Raw genomic sequence first — 18,785 nt, 5'->3', positions numbered from 1 at the left:
ATGGCACACCTCTGGCGCGGAGTCCTCCGCGAATACGCCGACCGACTGGGCGTCACCGACGCCTCGACCGTCGTCACCCTGGGCGAGGGCGGCACGCCGCTGCTTCCCGCCCCTGCGCTCTCGCGTCGCACCGGCGCCGACGTGTGGGTGAAGTTCGAGGGCATGAACCCGACCGGGTCGTTCAAGGACCGCGGCATGACGGTCGCGCTCTCCCGTGCCGTCGAGCACGGCGCGAAGGCGGTCATCTGCGCCTCGACCGGCAACACGTCGGCCTCCGCGGCCGCCTACGCCGCGCACGCCGGCATCACCGCGGCCGTGCTCGTGCCCGAGGGCAAGATCGCGATGGGCAAGCTCAGCCAGGCCGTCGCGCACGACGGTCGTCTGATCCAGGTACGCGGCAACTTCGACGACTGCCTCGAGATCGCGCGCGAGCTCGCCGAGCACTACCCGGTGCACCTGGTGAACTCCGTCAACCCCGACCGCATCGAGGGTCAGAAGACCGCGGCGTACGAGGTCGTCGAAGTGCTCGGCGACGCTCCCGACTTCCACTTCATCCCCGTCGGCAACGCCGGCAACTACACCGCCTACTCGCGCGGCTACCGCGAAGAGGCCGACCGCGGGGTCGCCAACCGGGTGCCCCGCATGTTCGGCTTCCAGGCCGCCGGCTCCGCGCCGCTCGTCCGCGGCGAGGTCGTGAAGAACCCCGACACGATCGCCAGCGCGATCCGCATCGGCAACCCGGCATCGTGGGATCTCGCCCTGCAGGCGCGCGAGGCGACCGACGGCTACTTCGGAGCCATCGACGACGAGCGCATCCTCGCGGCGCAGAAGATCCTCTCCGGCGAGGTCGGCATCTTCGTCGAGCCCGCCTCCGCGATCAGCGTCGCGGGACTCCTCGAGCGCGCTGAGGCCGGTGTCATCCCCGCGGGCTCCCGCGTGGTGCTCACGGTCACCGGCCACGGTCTGAAGGATCCCCAGTGGGCGCTCCGTCAGCCCGACGGGTCGCAGGTCGAGCCGACGGTCGTCGACGCCGCCACCTCCGAGGTCGCATCGGTGCTCGGGCTCGTCGCCGAGGCGTCGGCGTGACCCAGGGCGGCGGCCGCTCGGTCGTCGTCCGGGTCCCCGCGACGAGCGCCAACCTCGGACCGGGTTTCGACACGCTCGGGCTCGCCCTCAGCGTGTACGACGAACTCGTCGTCACACAGCTCGCGACCGACGGGGTCGAGATCGTCGTCTCGGGCGAGGGCGCAGCATCCGTACCGCTGGACGCGTCGCACCTCGTCGTGCGGTCGATGGCGCACGCCTACGCCGCGGTCGGCCGAACCCTCCCGGGGGTGCGGCTGGAGGCGGTGAACGTCATCCCGCACGGCCGCGGCATGGGCTCGTCGGGAGCCGCGGTCGTCTCGGGGCTCCTCGCGGCCAAGGGGCTGCTCGCGGGCGACGTGGAGCTGTCGGACGAGACCCTTCTGCGCTTGGCGACCGAGCTCGAGGGGCACCCCGACAACGTCGCCCCCGCCCTCTTCGGCGGTCTCACCATCGCCTGGATGGATGCTGCGTCGCCGCAGCACAAGCAGCTCATCGTGCACCGCGGCGTGTCACCGCTGGTGCTCGTCCCTGAGTTCACGATGTCGACGAAGGTCGCACGCAGCCTTCAGCCGGAGCACGTCTCGTACGAGGACGCCGTGTTCAACCTGTCGCGCTCCGCGCTGCTCATCGCCGCCATGACCCAGAGCCCCGACCTGCTGCTGGCGGCCACCGAAGACCGGCTGCACCAGAACTACCGCGCACAGGCGATGCCCGAGACCGACAAGCTGGTGCGGGCACTGCGCGCGGCCGGGTTCGCCGCCGTCGTCTCCGGTGCCGGACCGAGCGTGCTCGTGCTCGCCGACGGCCCCGGTCGACGCCTCGAAGCGGCCGATCTGGCCGCCTCGGTGGCCGACACCCCGTGGAACGCCCTCATGCTCGCCGTCGATGTCAAGGGTGGTACAGTGAGGGACAATGCCGGGGGTACCACGTATCCCACGTGAATCTGGCCCCGGTCGCAATTCTGCGAACTACCGCACGCACCCGCAACCCGAAATAGCGCCTCTGCGCTTGACGAACTGCGGTGAATGACGATGCCTGTCGTACCGGCGTCGAGTGCGGTCTGATCATCCGTCTACAAGGGAGCACTCGTGGAGTCCATCTCCGAGATCCACACTGCCGACGCGCCGTCCGAAGAATCGAACGCCGCCGTCGACACCACCCCCGACGCTGCGGCATCCGCCGAGTCGTCGCCCGAGACCCCGGTCGCCGAGGCGCCGCCGGTGCCTGAAGCCGATGCCCAGGCCGTCGCCGACGCCGCGGCCGCCGAGGCAGCGTCCACGGACGCTGCGCCCGCCGAGGCTGCGCCCGCCGAGGCTGCGCCCGCCGAGGCTGCGCCCGCCGAGGCAGAGACGCCCGCCGAGACCAAGCCCGTCAAGGCGCCGCGCAAGCGCGCACCGCGTCGTGCGAAGAGCACCGACCCGAAGCCCGAAGAGGCCGCACCGGTCGCGGAGCAGGCCCCCGAGGCCGAGGTCGCGCCCAAGTCCGCGCCGGCCGAGGATTCCGCGCCTGCCGCTGAGTCCGCGCCCGCCGAGGTCGCCGTCGACGCACCCGTCGAGGCACCCGCCGCCGACGAGCCCGCCACCGACGCTCCGGCCGACGAGGCTCCCGCTGAGGAGGCCGCCGCCGATAAGGCTGCGGACGCCGAGAAGGCCCCCGCCGAGACCGAGACGCCCGCCGAAGACGCGGCCGCCGAGAACTCCTCGTCGAACTCCGACAACTCGGAGAACGCCGAAGACTCCGCCCCGCGGGGTCGTGGTCGCAGCCGCAACCGCAACCGCAACCGCGGCAACGCCGCGAATGCCGAGGGGGGCGCCGCCGAGAACGGTGCGCCCAACGGCGGCAACGCGCAGAGCAACGGAAACGGAAACGGCAACGGCCGTGGCAACGGACGCGGCAACAGCAACGCGCCCGAGAAGGCCGAGCCGGCGCCCGCCGCCGAGGCCGACAACGAGCAGTCGAACGGGCGCAACCGCCAGCGCAACAAGCGTCGCGGCCCCCAGACGACGGGCGACGAGTTCGACACCGAGATCGGCGAGGACGACGTCCTCATCCCGATCGCGGGCATCCTCGACGTGCTCGACAACTACGCGTTCGTGCGCACCACCGGCTACCTCCCCGGCACCAGCGACGTCTACGTCTCGCTCGGCCAGGTGAAGAAGTACAACCTCCGCAAGGGCGACGCCGTCGTCGGCGCGATCAAGCAGCCCCGCGAGGGCGAGCAGTCGGGCCGCCAGAAGTACAACGCGCTCGTCAAGGTCGATGCGATCAACGGCCTGTCGGTCGAAGACGCGGCCACACGCGTCGAGTTCGGCAACCTCACCCCGCTCTACCCGCAGGACCGCCTGCGCCTCGAGACGGCGCCCGAGAAGCTGACCCAGCGCATCATCGACCTCGTCGCCCCGATCGGCAAGGGCCAGCGCGGCCTCATCGTCGCTCCGCCGAAGGCCGGCAAGACGATCGTCCTGCAGCAGATCGCCAACGCGATCGCGCAGAACAACCCCGAGGTGCACCTGATGGTCGTCCTCGTCGACGAGCGTCCCGAAGAGGTCACCGACATGCAGCGGACGGTGAAGGGCGAGGTCATCGCCTCGACGTTCGACCGCCCCGCCGAAGACCACACCACGGTCGCCGAGCTCGCCATCGAGCGCGCCAAGCGCCTCGTGGAGCTCGGTCGCGACGTCGTGGTGCTGCTCGACTCGATCACCCGCCTCGGCCGCGCCTACAACATCACCGCGCCGACCTCGGGTCGCGTGCTCACCGGTGGCGTCGACGCATCCGCTCTGTACCCGCCCAAGCGCTTCTTCGGCGCCGCGCGCAACATCGAGAACGGCGGATCGCTCACGATCCTCGCGACGGCCCTCGTCGAGACCGGTTCGAAGATGGACGACGTGATCTTCGAGGAGTTCAAGGGCACCGGCAACAGCGAGCTGCGCCTCAGCCGCCAGCTCGCCGACAAGCGCATCTTCCCGGCCGTCGACGTCAACGCGTCGAGCACCCGCCGCGAAGAGATGCTGCTCTCGGCCGACGAGGTCAAGATCACCTGGAAGCTGCGGCGCGCGCTCGCGGGTCTCGACCCGCAGCAGGCGCTCGAGGTCGTGCTCGGCAAGCTCAAGGAGACGCAGTCGAACGTGGAGTTCCTCGTTCAGATGCAGAAGTCGATGCCTGCCCCGACGCACGGCGGCAACGGCAGCCACGGGCACGACAACAGCATCCGCTGACCCTCGTGTCCGCTGAGCCTGTCGAAGCATCGGGGATGCTCGAGTCCGTCCGCGGGCTGCTCGACGAGCACAAAGCGGTCGAACTCGAGCTGAACGACCCCGCGGTGCACGCCGATGCGGGGCGGGCGAAGCGCGTCAACCGTCGCTACGCCGAGCTCAACCGCATCGTGCACGCCTACGAGGCGTGGACGCAGGCGGCCGACGACCTCGCCGCGGCACGGGAGCTCGCGAAGGAGGACGCCGCGTTCGCCGAGGAGGTCCCCGCGCTCGACGAGCTCGTCGTGACGACCCAGGAGCGACTGCGTCGTCTGCTCATCCCGCGCGATCCCGACGACGCCCGTGACGTGATCATGGAGATCAAGCAGGGCGAGGGCGGCGCGGAGAGCGCGCTGTTCGCGGCCGATCTGTTGCGGATGTACCTGCAGTACGCCGCATCCCGAGGCTGGAAGACCGAACTGCTCGAGCGCAACGAGTCCGACCTGGGCGGCTTCAAAGACGTGCAGGTCGCGATCAAGGGCTCCTCGAGCGACCCCGCGCAGGGCGTATGGGCGAGCCTCAAGTACGAGGGCGGTGTGCACCGCGTGCAGCGGGTTCCCGCGACCGAGTCGCAGGGCCGCATCCACACCTCGACCACCGGCGTGCTCGTCTTCCCCGAGGTCGATGAGCCCGACGAGGTCGAGATCAACCCCAGCGATCTGAAGATCGACGTGTTCCGCTCGTCGGGTCCGGGCGGGCAGTCGGTCAACACGACCGACTCCGCCGTGCGCATCACGCACGTGCCGACCGGGATCGTCGTGTCGATGCAGAACGAGAAGAGTCAGCTGCAGAACCGCGAGGCCGGCATGCGCGTGCTGCGCGCCCGGCTCCTGGCGAAGCAGCAGGAGGAGCGCGACGCCATCGCGTCCGACGCGCGGAAGTCGCAGATCCGGGGCATGGACCGCTCCGAGCGCATCCGCACGTACAACTTCCCCGAGAACCGCATCGCCGATCACCGCACCGGCTACAAGGCCTACAACCTCGACCAGGTCATGGACGGGGCGCTCGGCCCGATCATCGAGTCGGCCATCTCCGCCGACGAGGAAGCCCAGCTGGCCGCCCTCGCCGGCGACGACTGAGGCGCAGAGCCCGAACCGGCCGGCATCGCTGGACGACCGGACAGCCTTCGCCGGCCAAAATGCAGGACGAATCGCGCTGCGGGGGTGCTCCAGGACGCCTCGAGCGCGATTCTTCCTGTATTCCGGCCGCTCCGACGGCGCTACCCGTTCGGCGGGGAGGGGAGCGGCCCGCGGAAGGACTCCAGCTGCGCCGCCAGTGACAGGATGGTGGCCTCGCCGCCGGGGCGACCGATCAGCTGCACCGATACCGGGTGCCCCGACGCGTCGCGGGTGAACGGCACGGTGACCGCCGGCAGCCCGGCCACGTTGACGAAGCTGCTGTACGGGGCGTACTCGACCTGGCGCGCGAAGGTTCGCTCGGGGTCGAGTCCGTCGTACCAGCCCACGCGCTGCGGTGGCAGCGCGAGCGCGGGCGTGAGAACGGCGTCGAACGGCGAGAAGGCCTCGATCGTCTCGCGCTCGAACACGCGGGCAGCGCTCAGGGCGCCGAGGAGGTCGGATGCGGCGAGCCCGCGTCCTTGACGGACGAGCCACGCGGTCAGCGGCTCGACGACGTCGAGGTCGGCGTCGCTCAGGGGGATCCGCGCGGCGCTCGCCCGCCAGAGCACCCGGAAGAGCTCCGCGTAGCCCCGCGGCCGCCACCGGGCGTCGTCCGTCCCGTGCCCCAGTGCGGTCAGGGCCGCCGAGGCCGCATCCACGGCCGCCGCGGCGTCGGGGTCGACGCGGATGTCTTCGCTGTCGTCCCACGGCGAGGTCGTGGTCACCCCGATCCGCCGCTGCGGGGACGGGGCGGTCGCGGCCGCGAGGAACGGCCCGTCGCCCGGCGCGCGCGTGGCGTAGCGGAACGGGGCGAGGCCGACCAGCGCGTCGAGCAGGAACGCGGCGTCGGCGACCGTACGGGCGATCGGCCCGGTCACGGCGAGGCCGTCGGGGGAGTCGAAGCCCGACCCGATCGGCAGCCGTCCGCGCGAGGGTTTGAGCCCCACCACGCCCACGGTGGCCGCCGGGATGCGGATCGACCCGCCGCCGTCGGATGCCACCGCGAAGGGCAGGAGCGCTGCGGCGACCGCGACGGCCGCGCCGCCGCTCGAGCCCCCCGCCCCGTTTGCGGGGTTCCACGGGTCGCGGGCGGGGTGACCGGTGCGCGGCTCGGTGTACCCCGTGAGGCCGAACTCGCTCGTCGCGGTCTTGCCGAGATTCACCGCGCCGGCGTCGTCGAGCGCCGCCGCGAGGGGGTCGGATGCTGCGGGAACGTACTCCCGGCGCGCGAGCGAGCCGTAACGCGTGGGCACGCCGGCGCGCGCGACGAGGTCTTTGTCGGCCAGCGGCACGCCGTACAGCGGGCCGCGATCGGGGGAGCGGCCCACAGCATCCGCTCGCTCGAAGGCCGCGTGCGGCGTGACCTCGGCGAACGCGCCGAGAGCCGCGTGGTGCTCGATGCGGGCCAGGTAGTGCGCCGCTGCCGCCGCCGGCGTGATGTCGCCGCGCCGCAGCGCTCCGGCGAGGTCGACGGCGGTCAGCTCGTGCAGCTCGGTCACCCTCCGAGCGTAGGCCCGCATCCCCTGTCGCAGCGTGCGGGCCGCACCCGCCCGTCGTGACAGGGGAACGGACCCTCGCCGATTCCGCTGTCGCGGAGTGCCGGTCGCTCCCGCCGCATGCGACAGGGGAACGCGGTCAGATCGAGTACTCGGGCGCCGTCAGCAGTGCGCGGGTGTCCTCGCCCTGGCGACGGGCGCGGGCCCTCGCGGGGACGCCGACCAGCACGCTGTCCTCGGCCGCGTCACGGGTGACCACGGCGTTCGCGCCGACCGCGGAGCGCGCACCGATCGTGATCGGCCCGAGGATCTTCGCCCCGGCACCGACGGCGACGCCGTCGCCGATGGTCGGGTGCCTCTTGCCCCCCTCGCGCTGCCGCCCGCCCAGGGTGACCCCGTGGTACAGCAGCACGTCGTCGCCGACCTCCGCCGTCTCGCCGATCACGACGCCCATGCCGTGATCGATGAAGAAGCGTCGCCCGATCACCGCACCGGGATGGATCTCGATGCCCGTGATCCAGCGGGTCACCTGCGAGCCCAGGCGAGCGGGGAATCGCCAGCCGGCGAGCCACAGCCGATGCCAGACGCGGTGCGCCCAGATCGCGTGCAGACCCGGGTAGAGCAGTGCGATCTCCATCGCCCCGCGCGCGGCGGGATCGCGGAGCTTCGCCGCGGCGAGGTCTTCGCGGATGCGGCTGCCGAACGCCACGCTCAGTCCTCGCGCAGGTTCTCGTACAGCGCCGTGGAGAGGTATCGCTCGCCGAACGAGGGGATGATCACGACGATGTTCTTGCCGGCGGCCTCGGGCCGCTTCGCGATCTCGAGGGCTGCCCAGATGGCGGCACCGCTGGACATGCCGACGAGGATGCCGTCTTTCGTGGCCGTCTCGCGCGCCAGTCGGATCGCGTCATCGAACTCGACGTCGATGACCTCGTCGAGCAGGTCGCGGTCGAGGATCGCCGGGACGAAGTTCGGCCCGATGCCCTGGATCTTGTGGGGTCCGGGGTGACCCTTCGTGAGGATGGGGGAGTCCGACGGCTCGACGGCGACGATCTTCACGCCCGGCACGCGCTCCTTCAGCACCTGTCCGACGCCGGTGATCGTGCCGCCCGTTCCGATGCCGGCGACGAAGTAGTCGACCTTGCCGTCGGTGTCGCGGAGGATCTCCTCGGCGGTGGTCTTGCGGTGGATCTCGGGGTTGGCCTCGTTCTCGAACTGCCGCGCCCACACCGCGCCGGGGGTCTCGGCGACGATGCGCTTGGCCTCGTCGACGGCGTACGACATCCCCTTGGTCGGGTCGGTGAGCACGAGCTCCGCGCCGAACGCCTTCAGCAGAAGGCGCCGCTCCTTCGACATCGAGGCGGGCATCGTGAGGATCACCCGGTAGCCGCGGGCCGCACCCACCATCGCCAGGGCGATGCCGGTGTTGCCGCTCGTGGACTCCACGATCGTGCCCCCGGGCTTGAGCTCTCCCGACGCCTCCGCGGCATCGACGATCGCGATGCCGAGGCGGTCTTTGACGCTCCCCGCCGGGTTGTAGAACTCGAGCTTGACGAGGATGGTCGCCTCGACGCCCTCGGCGACGCGGTTGAGCCGCACCAACGGGGTCTCGCCGAACGCGGAAGTGATGTCGGGGTGGATGCCGGGCATGGCTCGCCTTTCGCCGTCGATACGCGGATATCGCCAGCCTAGGCGAGCACGCTGCGCGCGGGCGCAATGTGACCGCACACGCCGGAGCGTTTATGCTGGGCCCGCCATGCCCGAGCCCGTCCCCCCGCTCGCGTCGCCCGTCGACGTGCCCCTCGCCGACCTCGTTCGCTCCGCCGGGGCGCGTCTGGGCCGTGCGGGCGTCACCGATCCCGCGGTCGACGCCGAGCTTCTCGCAGCCCACGTCTTGGGCACGAGTCGCGGTGCGGTGCAGGGCGCGGCGATCCGCGGCGACAGCATCACGGCAGACGACGCGGCGGAGTTCGATGCGCTCGTCGAGCGGCGCTGCGCCCGCGTGCCGCTGCAGCACCTCACCGGCGTCGCCCCCTTCCGTCACCTCGAACTCGCGGTCGGTCCGGGAGTGTTCGTCCCCCGGCCGGAGACCGAGATGGTGGCCCAGCTCGCGATCGACGCGCTGCGGGCCGCAGCATCCGCCTCTCCGATCGCGGTCGACCTGGGTACCGGTAGCGGTGCCATCGCCCTGTCGCTCGCCACGGAGGTGCCCCACGCGCGGGTGTTCGCGGCGGAGAACTCCGTCGATGCCTTCGTGTGGACGAAGGAGAACGCCGCACGCATCGGCGCCGACAACCTGCGGCTGGCCTTCATCGACCTCGAGCACGCGTTCGGCGACCTCGACGGGACGGTGTCGGTGGTGGTGTCCAATCCGCCCTACGTGCCGGATGCGGCGATCCCCCGGGATCCGGAGGTGCGTCACTACGACCCGCCCGCCGCCCTGTACGGAGGGGAGGACGGTCTCGACGTCGTGCGGACCCTCAGTCACGTCGGTCTGCGCCTGGCCCACCCCGGCGGGCTCATCGTCATCGAGCACGGGGAATGGCAGGGGGAGGCCATCCGCGCGATCCTCGCCGCCGACGGCTGGCAGGCCGCGGCCACCCACCCCGACCTGACGACGCGCGATCGGGCGACGACGGCACTGCGACCCGCGTAGTCCTCACGGCCGCCGCGGCTCGGCCCCGTAGACTGTGCGGCGACATGTCACCCGTTTATGACAGCCGTGACGAGGCACAACTTCTCTCCGGCATGCGCCACGCCCGGCAGGCCATCGGCCGCGGCGAGCTCGTCGTGCTGCCCACCGACACCGTGTACGGCATCGCCGCCAACGCGTTCGACGCCGGCGCGGTCACCCGCTTGCTCCAGGCCAAGGGCCGCGGACGCGAGCAGCCGCCGCCCGTGCTCGTCGCCGGTGTCAGCACGCTGCGCGCGCTCGTCGCCGAGATCCCCGAGCCGGTCGAGCGCCTCGTCGAGGAGTTCTGGCCCGGCGGTCTGACGATCATCCTCCCCGCCCAGCCCTCGCTGTCGTGGGATCTCGGCGACACTCGCGGCACCGTGGCCGTGCGGATGCCCGCCCACAACCTCACCCTCGAACTCCTCGAGGAGTGCGGGCCGCTCGCCGTCTCGAGCGCCAATCTCACCGGGCGCCCCGCGGCCACCACCATCGACGAGGCCCGCGACATGCTCGAGACCTCCGTCGAGGTCTACATCGACGCCGGCCCGTCCGAGACCGGGATCGCCTCGACCATCGTCGATGCCACGAGCCTCGTGGGCGGCAGCGACCCTCTCGTGCGGGTGCTGCGCGAGGGGGCGGTCGACCGTGAGCGCCTGCGCGCCGTGCTCGGAGACCTGCTCGAGCCCGACCCGCCGCTCCCCGGCGCCGGTGACCTCGACGACGCCGAACCGGAGGGCGCCGAGCGCCGGGAGGCCGCACCCGACGACGAGCCGGATGCTGCGGCCGGCGGCTCGGCGTGACGCAGTACCTCCTGATCGCGCTGTTCACCGCGATCGTGACGTTCGTCCTCTCGATCGCCGTCTGGCGCATCGGACTGCGTTACAAGCTCTACCCCGCGATCCGCGATCGCGACGTCCACAAGGCGCCGACTCCGCGACTCGGCGGCATCGCGATGTTCCTGGGCGTGGTGGCCGCATTCGCGCTCTCGAGCCAGCATCCGTTCTTCTCCGTCTTCTGGGCCGACCCGTGGCCCGTGCTCTGGCTGCTGTTCGCGACCCTGCTCATCGTGCTCATCGGCGTCGCCGACGACCTGTGGGACCTCGACTGGATGATCAAGCTCGGCGCGCAGTTCCTCGCCGCGGGGATCATCGCGTGGTTCGGGCAACTGCAGATCCTCTCGCTGCCGATCGGGGGCCTCTCGATCGGGTCGAGCTGGGTCAGCTTCGGATTGAGCATCTTCGCGATCGTCATCGTCATGAACGCGGTGAACTTCATCGACGGTCTCGACGGTCTCGTCGCCGGAGTCTGCCTGATCGCGAACGGCGTGTTCTTCGCGTACACGTACATGCTGGTGCGCGACACGGGCAACACCACCTACTTCAACCTCGCGTCGTTCATCGCCGCCGTGCTCGTCGGCGCGTGCCTCGGCTTCCTGCCGTTGAACTGGGGCCCGGCGAAGCTGTTCATGGGCGATTCGGGTGCCCTCATGCTCGGACTGCTGATGGCCAGCGCCGCCATCGCCATCACCGGGCAGCTCGACCCCGCGGTGCTCGACCCCGAGCAGCTCGGGCGCTCGCAGCTGCTGGGTGCGTTCATCCCCATCCTGCTGCCCATCGTCGTGGTCATCCTGCCGCTGCTCGACTTCGGGCTCGCGGTGATCCGACGCCTGCGGGCCGGCAAGTCGCCGTTCTCGCCCGACCGCAAGCACCTCCACCACCGCATGCTCGACATGGGCCACAGCGACCGCGAGGCGGTGCTGATCTTCTATGCGTGGACCGCGGTGGTCAGCATCGCCGTGCTGCTGATGTACGTCGGCACGCAGATGAGCTGGCCGGGCGATTACCTCATCGGCATCGTCTTCGGCGCGGTCGGCGTCGTCGCCTGTCTCGTCGTCACCCTGATCCCCACGCGCCGCACGTCGCGCCGCCGCCCCCTCCAGGAGCCCGCATGAGTCCCAATCCCGTCTCCAGCACACCCGTCCTGCGCACCGCGCTCCGTTGGGGGCTGCTGGTCGGCCTCGGTGTGGTCGTGCTCGCCGCGATCGTCGGCGTCGCCGTCGGGGGAGCGGACGGCCTGTGGAGCGGCGTGATCGGCGCGCTCGTCGGCGTCCTCTTCCCCGCTCTGACGGCCGTCAGCATCCTCGTCGGCAACCACTGGTTCGGCACGCCCAACTACCTGCAGATCTTCTTCGGCGTCGTCATGGGCGGCTGGATCCTGAAGTTCGTGCTGGTGATCGTCGCCCTCCTCCTGCTGATGCGGGTGGAGTGGCTCGTCACGCCCGTCTTCTACGGTGCGCTCGTCGCCGCGGCGGTGGCGTCATTGGTCGTCGATCTCGTCGTCCTGTCGCGGATGAGGCTCCCCGGGGTGTCGGACACGACCCTGCCGCAGACGAATCCGGAGGATTGACCGGGTCATTTCCGTCCGGGTGGCGGGGCGGGGCCCCGAGGTTTGATACGCTGGGTTCACACTTTACGGCTGGTGTGCAGCGGCGACGCTGAGGCCCCGTGAAAGATTCTTCTCACTCTTACCGAGCTGGTTCAGGCTGGCACGAGAAGCTGGAGCCAATCCGTTGACTCAAGCGACGATGATCGCCATGGCGGCCGACAACGAGTTCCACCCGCCCTCCATCAGCGACTTCTTCCCCCCGGCGCTGTTGTTCGAAGGCACGCCCTTCGCCTTCACGCGCATCACGATGGTGCAGCTCATCGCCACCGCGCTGGTCGTGCTGTTCCTCATCTGGGGTACACGCCGCATGGCGGTCGTGCCCGGGCGTTTCCAGAGCATCGTCGAGCTGGCCTTCGGGTTCGTGCGCGAGCAGGTCGCCTTCCAGGTGCTCGGCGAGAAGGACGGCCGACGGTTCCTGCCGCTGCTGACCGCGATGTTCTTCGCGATCGCCTTCATGAACCTCACCAGCGTCATACCGTTCCTCAACATCCCGGGCACGTCGGTGGCCGGAGCGCCCCTGGTCTTCGCGCTCACCGCGTACGTCGCCTTCATCTATGCGGGCATCCGCAAGCACGGCGTCGGACGCTTCGTGAAGAACTCGCTCGTTCCGAGCGGTGTGCCGGTCTACCTCATCCCGATCATCGCGGTCGTCGAGCTGATCTCCACCTTCATCGCCCGCCCGGTGTCGCTGTTCCTCCGACTCCTGCTGAACATGATCGTCGGGCACCTCATGCTGGTGCTGTTCTTCGCGGCGACCCAGTTCTTCCTCTTCAGCGCCAGCTGGCTGACGCCGCTGGCTGCCGGAACCCTGGCCCTCGGGTTCGGGTTCACCCTCTTCGAAATCTTCGTCGGCCTGCTCCAGGCCTACGTCTTCACGATCCTCACCGCGGTGTACATCCAGCTCGCGGTCGCGGAAGAGCACTGACGAACAGCTGATCGGCTGTTCGCCCAACGAAAGGAAAACACCAGTGGACGCTACGACGGTTCTCGCGCAGATCACGGGAAACATCGCGACCGTGGGTTACGGCCTCGCGGCCATCGGTCCGGCCATCGGCCTGGGCATCATGATCGGCAAGACGATCGAGTCGACCGCTCGCCAGCCCGAGCTCGCCGGCCGCCTGCAGACCACGATGTTCATCGGTGTCGCATTCATCGAGATCCTCGCGCTGATCGGCATCGCGACGCCGTTCATCTTCGCCGCGGTCTGATCTCCCTCTCCGCGACTCACGAATAAGGAGGCAGGATGCTGAACGCTCTTGTCACACTCGCTGCCGAAGAGGGAGCAGAAAGCGGTAACCCGCTGCTGCCCGCCTATTACGACATCGTCTGGTCGGCCGTCTGCTTCGTCATCATCGTGCTCGTTGTCGTCTTCTACGCGCTTCCGCGCGTGACGAAGGTGCTCGACAAGCGCAGTGCTGCGATCGAGGGCAACATCGCCAAGGCCGACGAGGCACAGCGTCAGGCCGAGGCCGCCCTCGAGGAGTACACGGCCCAGCTCGCAGAAGCGCGCAAGGAAGCCGGTGAGATCCGCGAGGCCGCCCGTGAGGACGGCAAGAAGATCGTCGCCGAGGCCCGCGACACCGCCACGACGGAAGCCGCACGCGTCACCGCGGCCGCGCACACGCAGATCGAGGCGGAGCGCCAGAGCGCTCTCGTGTCGCTGCGCAGCGAGGTCGGAACGCTCGCGATCGACCTGGCCGGCAACGTCATCGGCGAAGCGCTGACCGACGACCAGAAGGCGCAGTCGGTCGTCGACCGCTTCCTGGCCGACCTCGAGAAGTCCGAGCTGGAGAAGTCCGCAGGCGCCTCCCAGGGCCCGGTGGCCTGATGGGCAGTGCCACCACTCTCGCGCTGTCGTCGACGGCGGCGTCGCTCGACGCGACGGCCGGGGTCGACCTCGGCGTCGCGGGCGACCTGTTCGCCGCGGCGCGCGCCATCGGCGGCTCGCCGCAGCTGAGCAGCGCACTGTCCGACTCCGCCGCACCCGCGACCGCCCGCGCGAAGGTCGTCACCGACGTCTTCGGAGCGGTGCTCTCGCCGGTCTCGGTCGAGTTGCTCACTGCGGTGGTGGCACAGCGTTGGTCGCGCACGGCCGATCTCGTCGAAGCGGTCGAGGAGCTCGCGGTGCGCTCCGCCGCGATCGCCGAGCCCGGAGCCGACGTCGAGGGAGACCTCTTCCGGTTCTCGCGCACCGTTGCCGAGAACGGCGACCTCGAGCTCGCGCTCGGCAGCCGGATGGGCGACGAATCGGCCAAGGGCGCTCTCGTGAGCCGTCTGCTCGAGGGCCGCGCCGCCGCATCGTCCACGCTCATCGCCTCGTCGCTCGTGCAGCAGCCGCGCGATCGTCGTGTGCGCGTGCTCCTGCAGTGGGCGATGCGTCTCGTCGCCGACCAGCGCGGAAGCACCGTCGCCACGGTCGTCTCGGCGGCACCCCTCAGCGACGCGCAGGTCGAACGTCTCCGCGCCGCGCTCTCCGCGCGGTACGGCACCGAGATCTCGGTGAACACGCGGATCGACCCCCACGTGGTGGGCGGGCTGCGCGTGCAGATCGCCGACGACGTCATCGACGCAAGCATCTCCACCCGACTCGCCGATCTGCGGCAGCGGCTCGCAGGTTAGAAGACGTACCGTCCGATTCGGGCGGGGATCTGGGGGCTGCGGCCCCACAAACGAAGGAAGACCATGGCAGAACTGTCCATCAGCCCCGACGTCATCCGTGACGCGCTGAAAGACTTCGTCGCCGCATACGAGCCCACCGGGGCGGCGGCGACCGAGGTCGGCACCGTCGTCGACGCGGCCGACGGCATCGCCCACGTCGAGGGTCTCCCCGGCGTGATGGCGAACGAGCTCGTCACGTTCGAAGACGGCACGCTCGGACTCGCTCAGAACCTCGACGAGCACGAGATCGGTGTCGTCGTCCTCGGCGAGTTCTCCGGCGTCGAAGCCGGCCAGCCCGTGACCCGCACCGGCGAGGTGCTCTCGGCACCCGTCGGCGACAACTTCCTCGGCCGCGTGGTCGACCCGCTCGGCAACCCGATCGACGGTCTCGGCGAGATCATCCCCGAGGGTCGTCGCGCGCTCGAGCTGCAGGCGCCCGGCGTCATGCAGCGCAAGAGCGTCCACGAGCCGATGCAGACCGGCATCAAGGCCATCGACGCGATGATCCCCGTCGGCCGCGGCCAGCGCCAGCTGATCATCGGCGACCGCCAGACCGGCAAGACGGCGATCGCGATCGACACGATCATCAACCAGAAGGCCAACTGGGAGTCGGGCGACGTCAACAAGCAGGTCCGCTGCATCTACGTCGCCATCGGCCAGAAGGGCTCGACGATCGCCTCCGTCAAGGGTGCGCTCGAAGACGCCGGAGCGATGGAGTACACCACCATCGTCGCCGCCCCCGCCTCCGACCCCGCCGGCTTCAAGTACCTCGCCCCCTACACCGGTTCGGCCATCGGCCAGCACTGGATGTACGGCGGCAAGCACGTGCTGATCATCTTCGATGACCTGTCGAAGCAGGCCGAGGCCTACCGTGCCGTGTCGCTGCTGCTTCGTCGTCCGCCGGGCCGCGAGGCATACCCCGGCGACGTCTTCTACCTCCACTCCCGTCTGCTGGAGCGTTGCGCGAAGCTGTCCGACGAGCTCGGTGCGGGCTCGATGACCGGTCTCCCGATCATCGAGACCAAGGCGAACGACGTCTCGGCCTACATCCCGACGAACGTGATCTCGATCACCGACGGACAGATCTTCCTCCAGTCCGACCTCTTCAACGCCAACCAGCGTCCCGCGGTCGACGTCGGCATCTCGGTGTCGCGCGTCGGCGGTGACGCCCAGGTCAAGTCGATCAAGAAGGTCTCGGGAACGCTCAAGCTCGAGCTCGCGCAGTACCGCTCGCTTCAGGCGTTCGCGATGTTCGCGAGCGACCTCGACGCCGCATCCCGTCGTCAGCTGTCCCGTGGTGCGCGCCTGACCGAGCTGCTCAAGCAGCCGCAGTACTCGCCGTACCCGGTGGAGGAGCAGGTCGTCTCGATCTGGGCCGGCACCAACGGCAAGCTCGACTCGGTCGAGGTCTCCGACGTGCTGCGCTTCGAGCGCGAGCTGCTCGACTACCTGCGTCGCAACACGACGATCCTCGACACGCTGCGCGACAAGAACGTGCTGAGCGACGAGATCGTCGACGAACTGGGCAAGAAGACCGACGAGTTCCTCCTCGAGTTCCGCGCGGGCGACGGCCAGTCGATCGGCGCTCCCGGCAGCGAGTCGACCGAGTCGGCCGAGGCGGAAGACATCAACCAGGAGAAGATCGTCAAGGGTCGCCGCTAAAGCGGCACGGAGACGCAATCATGGGCGCACAACTCAGGGTCTACAAGCAGAAGATCAATTCTGCCCAGACGACCAAGAAGATCACCAAGGCGATGGAGCTCATCGCGGCTTCGCGCATTCAGAAGGCGATGGCGCGTGTGCGTGCGGCGTCGCCGTTCGCGCGAGCCGTGACGCGTGCCGTCTCGGCCGTCGCGACGCACTCGACGGTCGACCACCCGTTGACCACCGAGCGCGCGGAGATCCGCCGCTCGGCGGTCGTGATCTTCGCCTCCGACCGCGGTCTCGCCGGCGCGTTCAACTCGCAGATCCTCCGCGAGGGTCTCGAGCTGGCGACGCTGCTCCGCTCGCAGGGCAAGGACGTGGCGTACTACCTCATCGGTCGGAAGGCGGTCGGGTACTTCCAGTTCCGCCGTATGGCCAGCGAGGCCGAGTGGACCGGCGACACGGATGCTCCGCACTTCCGCACCGCGGAGGAGATCTCCGCGACGCTGATCGACGCCTATGAGCGCGGCGGCGACAACGGGGGAGTGGACGAGATCCACCTCGTCTCCAACCGCTTCGTCAGCATGATGACGCAGTCACCGGAGTCGGTCCGACTGCTGCCGCTCGAGGTGGTGGAGGGCGACGACCAGGCCTCCGACCGCGAGCTGTACCCGCTGTACGACTTCGAGCCCGACCCCGAGACGGTGCTCGACGCCCTGCTGCCGGTCTACATCCAGAGCCGCGTCTTCAACGCCCTGCTGCAGTCGTCGGCCGCGAAGCACGCCGCGACGCAGAAGGCGATGAAGTCGGCCAGCGACAACGCCGACAAGCTCATCACCGACTACACCCGCCTGCGCAACAACGCGCGCCAGGCCGAGATCACGCAGCAGATCGCCGAGATCGTCGGCGGCGCCGACGCCCTGGCGTCGGGCAAATAGTCCTCACAAGGAGAGAAGAAACCATGAGCCTCACCGCCGAGAAGGCCGAGACCACGGTCGTCGGGCGCGTCGCGCGCGTCACCGGCCCGGTCGTCGACATCGAGTTCCCCCACGATGCGCTCCCCGACATCTACAACGCGCTGAAGACCACCATCACGATCGACGGCGAGTCCACCGAGATCACGCTCGAGGTCGCACAGCACCTCGGCGACGACCTGGTGCGCGCCATCGCCCTGAAGCCCACCGACGGTCTCGTCCGCGGCCAGGAAGTGCGCGACACCGGAGGCCCCATCACGGTTCCCGTCGGTGACGTCACCAAGGGCAAGGTCTTCAACGTGACCGGCGATGTGCTCAACGGCGCGCCCGGCGAGACCGTCGAGGTCAGCGAGCGCTGGGGCATCCACCGCAAGGCGCCGAACTTCGACCAGCTCGAGTCGAAGACGCAGATGTTCGAGACCGGCATCAAGGTCATCGACCTCCTGACGCCCTACGTGCTCGGCGGAAAGATCGGCCTCTTCGGCGGCGCCGGTGTCGGCAAGACCGTCCTCATCCAGGAGATGATCCAGCGCGTCGCGCAGGACCACGGTGGTGTGTCGGTGTTCGCCGGTGTCGGTGAGCGCACGCGCGAGGGCAACGACCTCATCCACGAGATGGAAGAGGCGGGCGTCTTCGAGAAGACCGCGCTCGTGTTCGGCCAGATGGACGAGCCGCCGGGAACCCGCCTGCGCGTCGCCCTGTCGGCCCTCACGATGGCCGAGTACTTCCGCGACGTGCAGAAGCAGGACGTGCTGTTGTTCATCGACAACATCTTCCGCTTCACCCAGGCCGGCTCCGAGGTCTCCACGCTGCTGGGCCGCATGCCCTCCGCCGTGGGATACCAGCCGAACCTCGCCGACGAGATGGGTGTGCTCCAGGAGCGCATCACCTCGACCCGCGGTCACTCGATCACCTCGCTCCAGGCGATCTACGTGCCCGCCGACGACTACACCGACCCGGCTCCGGCGACCACGTTCGCCCACCTCGACGCCACGACCGAGCTCTCGCGTGAGATCGCGTCGAAGGGTCTGTACCCGGCGGTCGACCCGCTGACGTCGACGAGCCGCATCCTCGACCCGCGGTACATCGGAGACGACCACTACCGCGTCGCCACCAACGTGAAGCAGATCCTGCAGAAGAACAAGGAACTGCAGGAGATCATCGCGATCCTCGGTGTCGACGAGCTCTCCGAAGAGGACAAGATCGTCGTGTCGCGCGCACGTCGCATCCAGCAGTTCCTCTCGCAGAACACCTACATGGCGAAGAAGTTCACCGGTGTCGAGGGTTCGACGGTGCCGATCAAGGAGACCATCGAGTCTTTCGACGCGATCGTCAAGGGCGACTTCGACCACGTGGCCGAGCAGGCCTTCTTCAACGTCGGCGGTATCGGCGACGTCGAGGCCAAGTGGGCGCAGATCCAGAAGGAGAACGGCTGA

Annotated in this window: 18 protein-coding genes; 15 read left to right on the top strand and 3 right to left on the bottom strand. The window is 69.6% G+C overall.

Translation table 11 applies throughout. The features are described from left to right. The 4 genes from thrC (at position 1) to prfA (ending at position 5,419) form a co-directional block, all read left to right on the top strand. Positions 1-1,086, top strand: a complete 1,086-nt coding sequence (gene thrC, locus DEA06_RS07900; RefSeq protein ID WP_116647441.1) for a threonine synthase — start codon at positions 1-3, stop codon at positions 1,084-1,086. Next, complete coding sequence (thrB, locus tag DEA06_RS07895; protein WP_116647440.1) at positions 1,083-2,027, top strand: homoserine kinase; 945 nt, start codon at positions 1,083-1,085, stop codon at positions 2,025-2,027. The genes thrC and thrB overlap by 4 nt, the downstream gene beginning before the upstream one ends. Before the next feature lie 147 nt (positions 2,028-2,174). Next, positions 2,175-4,304: a transcription termination factor Rho gene (gene rho / locus DEA06_RS07890; protein ID WP_116647439.1), complete on the top strand. Its 2,130-nt coding sequence runs from the start codon at positions 2,175-2,177 to the stop codon at positions 4,302-4,304. Between the two features lie 35 nt (positions 4,305-4,339). Continuing rightward, positions 4,340-5,419: a peptide chain release factor 1 gene (gene prfA, locus DEA06_RS07885; protein ID WP_116647438.1), complete on the top strand. Its 1,080-nt coding sequence runs from the start codon at positions 4,340-4,342 to the stop codon at positions 5,417-5,419. 140 nt (positions 5,420-5,559) lie between these two features. Here prfA and DEA06_RS07880 read toward each other — a convergent pair whose 3' ends face one another. The 3 genes from DEA06_RS07880 to cysK all read right to left on the bottom strand — a co-directional run bounded on the left by DEA06_RS07880 (position 5,560) and on the right by cysK (position 8,604). Beyond that, positions 5,560-6,957: an amidase gene (locus DEA06_RS07880; protein WP_116647437.1), complete on the bottom strand. Its 1,398-nt coding sequence runs from the start codon at positions 6,955-6,957 to the stop codon at positions 5,560-5,562. A 136-nt stretch (positions 6,958-7,093) separates the two neighbouring features. Beyond that, positions 7,094-7,663 (bottom strand): serine O-acetyltransferase EpsC, encoded by a 570-nt coding sequence (gene epsC / locus DEA06_RS07875; protein ID WP_116647436.1) that lies wholly within the window; start codon positions 7,661-7,663, stop codon positions 7,094-7,096. Between the two features lie 2 nt (positions 7,664-7,665). After that, entirely contained in the window at positions 7,666-8,604 is a 939-nt protein-coding gene (cysK, locus tag DEA06_RS07870) for a cysteine synthase A (protein ID WP_116647435.1), read from the bottom strand. A 106-nt stretch (positions 8,605-8,710) separates the two neighbouring features. On the opposite strand from cysK, the gene prmC reads away from it, so the two are divergent. From prmC to atpD, 11 genes are all read left to right on the top strand, one after another. Continuing rightward, positions 8,711-9,610 carry a peptide chain release factor N(5)-glutamine methyltransferase gene (gene prmC / locus DEA06_RS07865; RefSeq protein WP_116647434.1) on the top strand — a complete coding sequence of 300 codons (900 nt, stop codon included), beginning with the start codon at positions 8,711-8,713 and terminating at the stop codon, positions 9,608-9,610. Positions 9,611-9,654: 44 nt separating this feature from the next. Beyond that, positions 9,655-10,428, top strand: a complete 774-nt coding sequence (locus DEA06_RS07860) for an L-threonylcarbamoyladenylate synthase (protein WP_116647433.1) — start codon at positions 9,655-9,657, stop codon at positions 10,426-10,428. Continuing rightward, positions 10,425-11,579: an MraY family glycosyltransferase gene (locus DEA06_RS07855; RefSeq protein ID WP_116647432.1), complete on the top strand. Its 1,155-nt coding sequence runs from the start codon at positions 10,425-10,427 to the stop codon at positions 11,577-11,579. Before DEA06_RS07860 ends, DEA06_RS07855 begins: the two co-directional genes overlap by 4 nt. Then, entirely contained in the window at positions 11,576-12,034 is a 459-nt protein-coding gene (locus DEA06_RS07850; protein WP_116647431.1) for a hypothetical protein, read from the top strand. Before DEA06_RS07855 ends, DEA06_RS07850 begins: the two co-directional genes overlap by 4 nt. A gap of 187 nt (positions 12,035-12,221) precedes the next feature. Further along, positions 12,222-12,998, top strand: a complete 777-nt coding sequence (gene atpB / locus DEA06_RS07845) for a F0F1 ATP synthase subunit A (protein WP_310793510.1) — start codon at positions 12,222-12,224, stop codon at positions 12,996-12,998. Positions 12,999-13,041: 43 nt separating this feature from the next. Then, positions 13,042-13,281, top strand: coding sequence for a F0F1 ATP synthase subunit C (atpE, locus tag DEA06_RS07840; RefSeq protein WP_116647429.1), 240 nt, complete (start codon positions 13,042-13,044; stop codon positions 13,279-13,281). Positions 13,282-13,316: 35 nt separating this feature from the next. Beyond that, a complete protein-coding gene (locus tag DEA06_RS07835; protein WP_116647428.1) occupies positions 13,317-13,901 on the top strand; it encodes a F0F1 ATP synthase subunit B in 585 nt (194 codons plus the stop codon). Next, on the top strand, positions 13,901-14,692 hold the full coding sequence (locus tag DEA06_RS07830) for a F0F1 ATP synthase subunit delta (protein ID WP_116647427.1): 792 nt from the start codon (positions 13,901-13,903) through the stop codon (positions 14,690-14,692). The genes DEA06_RS07835 and DEA06_RS07830 overlap by 1 nt, the downstream gene beginning before the upstream one ends. 63 nt (positions 14,693-14,755) lie before the next feature. Then, positions 14,756-16,393, top strand: coding sequence for a F0F1 ATP synthase subunit alpha (gene atpA, locus DEA06_RS07825; protein WP_116647426.1), 1,638 nt, complete (start codon positions 14,756-14,758; stop codon positions 16,391-16,393). A gap of 20 nt (positions 16,394-16,413) precedes the next feature. Continuing rightward, positions 16,414-17,313 (top strand): F0F1 ATP synthase subunit gamma, encoded by a 900-nt coding sequence (locus DEA06_RS07820; protein ID WP_116647425.1) that lies wholly within the window; start codon positions 16,414-16,416, stop codon positions 17,311-17,313. Between the two features lie 23 nt (positions 17,314-17,336). After that, on the top strand, positions 17,337-18,785 hold the full coding sequence (gene atpD, locus DEA06_RS07815; RefSeq protein WP_116647424.1) for a F0F1 ATP synthase subunit beta: 1,449 nt from the start codon (positions 17,337-17,339) through the stop codon (positions 18,783-18,785).

The sequence above is a fragment of the Microbacterium sp. Gd 4-13 genome, from assembly GCF_003095395.1.
Lineage (GTDB): Bacteria > Actinomycetota > Actinomycetes > Actinomycetales > Microbacteriaceae > Microbacterium.
This window is presented reverse-complemented; position numbering and strand designations above follow the sequence as displayed.

Bases quoted from the DNA above. Each gene is read 5' to 3' on its own strand.
- thrC (WP_116647441.1), top strand. From the start codon at position 1: ATGGCACACCTCTGGCGCGGAGTCCTCCGCGAATACGCCGACCGACTG.
- prfA (WP_116647438.1), top strand. From the start codon at position 4,340: ATGCTCGAGTCCGTCCGCGGGCTGCTCGACGAGCACAAAGCGGTCGAA.
- cysK (WP_116647435.1), bottom strand. From the start codon at position 8,604: ATGCCCGGCATCCACCCCGACATCACTTCCGCGTTCGGCGAGACCCCG.
- prmC (WP_116647434.1), top strand. From the start codon at position 8,711: ATGCCCGAGCCCGTCCCCCCGCTCGCGTCGCCCGTCGACGTGCCCCTC.
- DEA06_RS07860 (WP_116647433.1), top strand. From the start codon at position 9,655: ATGTCACCCGTTTATGACAGCCGTGACGAGGCACAACTTCTCTCCGGC.
- DEA06_RS07850 (WP_116647431.1), top strand. From the start codon at position 11,576: ATGAGTCCCAATCCCGTCTCCAGCACACCCGTCCTGCGCACCGCGCTC.
- atpB (WP_310793510.1), top strand. From the start codon at position 12,222: ATGGCGGCCGACAACGAGTTCCACCCGCCCTCCATCAGCGACTTCTTC.
- DEA06_RS07835 (WP_116647428.1), top strand. From the start codon at position 13,317: ATGCTGAACGCTCTTGTCACACTCGCTGCCGAAGAGGGAGCAGAAAGC.
- DEA06_RS07830 (WP_116647427.1), top strand. From the start codon at position 13,901: ATGGGCAGTGCCACCACTCTCGCGCTGTCGTCGACGGCGGCGTCGCTC.
- atpA (WP_116647426.1), top strand. From the start codon at position 14,756: ATGGCAGAACTGTCCATCAGCCCCGACGTCATCCGTGACGCGCTGAAA.
- DEA06_RS07820 (WP_116647425.1), top strand. From the start codon at position 16,414: ATGGGCGCACAACTCAGGGTCTACAAGCAGAAGATCAATTCTGCCCAG.
- atpD (WP_116647424.1), top strand. From the start codon at position 17,337: ATGAGCCTCACCGCCGAGAAGGCCGAGACCACGGTCGTCGGGCGCGTC.